The organism is Streptomyces sp. SID5910, from assembly GCF_009862125.1.
Taxonomy (GTDB): domain Bacteria; phylum Actinomycetota; class Actinomycetes; order Streptomycetales; family Streptomycetaceae; genus Streptomyces.
Window position 1 is genome coordinate 1 of record NZ_WWHX01000368.1, and the last position, 4,300, is coordinate 4,300.

General features: G+C 70.7%; 4 protein-coding genes. 2 read left to right on the forward strand and 2 right to left on the reverse strand.

All coding sequences use genetic code 11. The annotated features are described in order from the left end of the window. A partial coding sequence (locus tag GTW67_RS12425) for a TetR/AcrR family transcriptional regulator (RefSeq protein WP_161164865.1) occupies positions 1 to 485 on the reverse strand: 485 nt, incomplete at its 3' end. 147 nt (positions 486 to 632) lie between these two features. Here GTW67_RS12425 and GTW67_RS12430 point away from each other — a divergent pair. Then, on the forward strand, positions 633 to 1,565 hold the full coding sequence (locus GTW67_RS12430; protein ID WP_161164866.1) for an ABC transporter permease: 933 nt from the start codon (positions 633 to 635) through the stop codon (positions 1,563 to 1,565). Continuing rightward, on the forward strand, positions 1,558 to 2,361 hold the full coding sequence (locus GTW67_RS12435) for an ATP-binding cassette domain-containing protein (protein WP_161164867.1): 804 nt from the start codon (positions 1,558 to 1,560) through the stop codon (positions 2,359 to 2,361). Before GTW67_RS12430 ends, GTW67_RS12435 begins: the two co-directional genes overlap by 8 nt. Before the next feature lie 59 nt (positions 2,362 to 2,420). On the opposite strand, the gene GTW67_RS12440 is transcribed toward GTW67_RS12435, so the two are convergent. Then, positions 2,421 to 4,300, reverse strand: a 1,880-nt coding sequence (locus GTW67_RS12440; protein ID WP_161164868.1) for an NAD-glutamate dehydrogenase domain-containing protein, incomplete at its 5' end; no start/stop codon positions are given.

Genomic DNA, 4,300 nt, shown 5'->3' on the forward strand with positions numbered 1-4,300 from the left:
TCCACCGCCGCCGCAAGGATCTTGCTGGCCACCCCGTCCTGCCCCTCCCGCACCGTCTTCTGCAACGCCTCCGCGATCTCCGGATTCCGCGCCGCCTCCGCCTGGAGGTCCGGAATGATCTGCGAGGCCACCGGATGCCGCAGCGCCCGCGACGTCACCTCGTACAGCAGCCGCAGATCCCCCTCCAGCGACCCGGTCTCCGGCGCCGGCAGCCCCTGCACCGCGAGCGCCGACACGATGTCCAGCACCAGGTGCAGCTTGGAGCGCCACCGCCGGTACACCGCCGTCTTGCCGACCCCGGCCCGGCGCGCGATCCCCTCGATGGACATCCGCGCGTAGCCGACCGCCGCGAGCTCCTCGAAGACGGCCGCCCTGATCGCCTCCGTCACGTCCTCGCGCAGCACGGCCGCCCCCGCGGGGGCCCGGCGGCGCGGGCGCGGCTGGGGCTCGTCGGCGACGGCGTCGGCATCGGCGTTGGTCGTCATACGAGCCAAGCATAGGGGCGTCACGACGAAACGGTTGCGTTCCGACGCCCACCGGGCCTACGCTCACGTCACGACGATACGGTGCCGTCCCGACGTAAAGCCGTAAGGGAACGACCACCGTCCCTCCCCCGAGCGAGAGCAGCGGATGTGAGCCAGGTCCTCGACACACCGCCCCCGACACCGGCCCCGGCCCCCGCCTCCACCCCGCCCCACGACCTCGCGGCCCTCGCCGCCCGCCACGGTCTGACGGTCAGCGGCGCCCGCCCCTCCCTGCCCGACTACGTCCGCCGGCTGTGGGCCCGCCGGCACTTCATCGGCGCCTTCGCCACCGCCAAGCTCACCGCCCAGTACAGCCAGGCGAAGCTGGGCCAGCTGTGGCAGGTGATGACGCCGTTGCTCAACGCGGCGGTGTACTACTTCATCTTCGGCGTGCTGATGGACACCAAGCGCGGCGTGGACGACTACGTCCCGTTCCTGGTCACCGGCGTCTTCGTGTGGACGTTCACGCAGAGCTCGCTCATGGCGGGCACCCGGGCCATCTCCGGCAACCTCGGCCTGGTGCGGGCCCTGCACTTCCCACGGGCCGCCCTGCCGGTGTCATTCTGCCTCCAGCAGCTCCAGCAGCTGCTGTTCTCGATGGCCGCCCTCGCCGTCATCCTGCTCGCCTTCGGCGTGCCGCCCGGCGTCTCCTGGGTGCTGACGGTGCCGGCCCTCGTGCTGCAATTCGTGTTCAACGCCGGGATGTCGCTGATCATGGCCCGGGCCGGCGCCAAGTTCCCCGACATCGCCCAGCTGATGCCGTTCCTGCTGCGCACCTGGATGTACGGCTCGGGCGTCATGTTCAGCATCGACCACATGACCGGCCCGGACAGCGGGCTGCCGTCCTGGGTCGGCACGGTGCTCCAGCTCAACCCCGCCGTCGTCTACATCGACCTCATGCGCTTCGCCCTGATCGACACCTTCGGCGCGAGCCACCTGCCGCCCCACGTGTGGGCGCTCGCGGTGGCCTGGGCGCTGGCCGCCGGGATCGGCGGCTTCCTCTACTTCTGGAAGGCCGAGGAGACCTACGGTCGTGGCTGACAACACCGGCACCACCCAGCCGGCGGACGCACGCGTCCCCACCGTCGTCGCCGACGGCGTCGACATCGTCTACCGGGTCAACGGCACCGGCGCCGGGCGGGGTTCCGCGACGGCCGCCCTCAACCGCATCGTGCGGCGCGGCAAGGCCGAGAAGGCCGCCGGGGTGCGCCGGGTGCACGCGGTGAAGAACGTGTCCTTCGCGGCGTACCGCGGCGAGGCGATCGGTCTCATCGGCACCAACGGCTCCGGCAAGTCCACCCTGCTCAAGGCGGTCGCGGGCCTCCTCCCCGTGGAGCGGGGCCGCATCTTCACCGACGGCCAGCCCTCCCTGCTCGGCGTCAACGCGGCCCTGATGAACGACCTCACCGGCGAGCGCAACGTCTACCTGGGCGGCCTGGCCATGGGCATGTCCCGCCCCCAGATCAAGGAGCGCTACCAGGAGATCGTCGACTTCTCCGGGATCAACGACAAGGGCGACTTCATCACCCTGCCGATGCGCACCTACTCCTCCGGCATGGCCGCCCGGCTGCGCTTCTCCATCGCCGCCGCCAAGGACCACGACGTCCTCCTCGTCGACGAGGCCCTGGCCACCGGCGACCGCTCCTTCCAGAAGCGCTCCGAGGAACGCATCCGGGAGCTGCGCGAGCACGCCGGCACGGTGTTCCTGGTCAGCCACAGCAACAAGTCCATCCGCGACACCTGCGACCGGGTGCTGTGGCTGGAGCGGGGCGAGCTGCGCCTGGACGGGCCGACGGACGAGGTGCTGAAGGAGTACGAGAAGTTCACCGGCCGCTAGCCGGCCGACACGAAGGCGCCCCGGGTCGGAACGACCCGGGGCGCCTTGGTGCTGCTACGTCACGAGTGCGTCCGCAGCAGCGTCCGCATCGTCCGCATCGCCACCGACAGGTTGGCGAGATCGAAGGCGTCCGAGCCCTTGATCTCCTCCAGCGTGGTGCGGGCCCGGCTGAGGATCGCCGCGTTCTTCTGCTCCCACAGCTCGAACCGCTGCTCCGGCGTCGACGTGCCGTTGCCCGCCGCCAGCACGTCCGCGGTGAGCGCCGCGTGCGCCGCGTACAGGTCCTCGCGGATCGCCGCGCGGGCCATGGACTGCCAGCGGTCGGCGCGGGGCAGGTCGCTGATCCGGTCCATCAGCTGGGTGATGCCCAGCCGGTCGGCGACGTCGTAGTACACCTCGGCGACGTCCAGCGGCTCCTTGCCCATGCGGTCGGCCACCGACACGATGTCCAGCGTCGGGAAGGCCGAGGAGAACCCCGCCACCCGCGTGGCCGGCTCGTCGGGGACACCGGCGGCGGTCAGCTCGTCGTAGATGTGCTGGTACCACTCCGCGTCCGCGCCGCGCAGCAGCTTGGGGAGCTGCGCCCAGACCTGCTCGACGCGCTCGGCGAAGAAGTCCACCGTCTCGGCGAGCTCCAGCGGCTGCGGCCGGTTGTTGAGCAGCCAGCGGGTGCCGCGCTCGACCAGGCGGCGCGAGTGCAGCCGGATCCGGGTCTGGACGGCGGCCTCGACCTTGTTGTCCAGGGCCTCCACCGCGTCCCACACCGGGGAGGAGCGGAAGATCGCCCGGGCCGCGGTCTGCGCCCGCACGACCTCTTCCAGCGACGCGCCGGTCTCCTCGCGCATCCGGTGCAGATACGTCGTACCGCCCGTGTTGACCGTGTCGTTGACCAGGACCGTCGTCGTGATCTCACGGCGCAGCGGGTGGCCGTCGATCTCGTCGAGGAACTGCTCGCGCAGCTCCGTCGGGAAGTACGCGTGCAGCAGACCCTTGAGGTATGGGTCGTCGGGCAGCGAGGTGTGCAGCAGCTCCTCGGCGACCGTGATCTTCGTGTACGCCAGCAGGACGGCGGTCTCCGGGCCGGTCAGGCCCTGCCCGGCGGTCAGGCGCTCGCGGATCTGGCGGTCGGTCGGCAGGAACTCCAGGGCCCGGTCCAGCCTGCCCTCGCGCACCAGGTGGCGCATGAAGCGCTGCTGGGCGTTGAGCATGTCGTTGGACTGGGCGAGCGCGTTGGCGATCGCCGTGTTCTGCGCGTAGTTGTTGCGCAGGACCAGCGCGCCGACCTCGTCGGTCATCTCGGCGAGCAGCTTGTTGCGCTGCTTGACGGTCATGTCGCCGTCCTTGACGAGACCGTTCAGCAGGATCTTGATGTTCACCTCGTGGTCGGAGGTGTCCACGCCCGCGCTGTTGTCGATGGCATCCGTGTTGATCTTGCCGCCGGTGCGGGCGAACTCGATCCGGCCGAGCTGGGTCAGGCCCAGGTTGCCGCCCTCGCCGACGACCTGGACGCGCAGGTCGCCGCCGTCGACGCGGATGGGGTCGTTGGCCTTGTCGCCGACGTCGCCGTTGGACTCGGTGGACGCCTTGACGTACGTACCGATGCCGCCGTTCCACAGCAGGTCCACCGGGGACGTGAGGATCGCCTTCATCAGCTCGGCCGGGGTCATCTTGGTGACGCCGGCCTCGATGCCGAGGGCCTCGCGGATGTGCGCGTTGACCGGGATCGACTTGGCCGTGCGCGGGAAGATCCCGCCGCCGGCCGACAGCAGCTCGGTGTCGTAGTCCTCCCACGAGGAGCGCGGCAGGTCGAACAGGCGGCGGCGCTCGGCGTACGAGACGGCCGCGTCCGGCGTCGGGTCGATGAAGATGTGCCGGTGGTCGAAGGCGGCGACCAGGCGGATGTGCTCGCTGAGCAGCATGCCGTTGCCGAACACGTCAA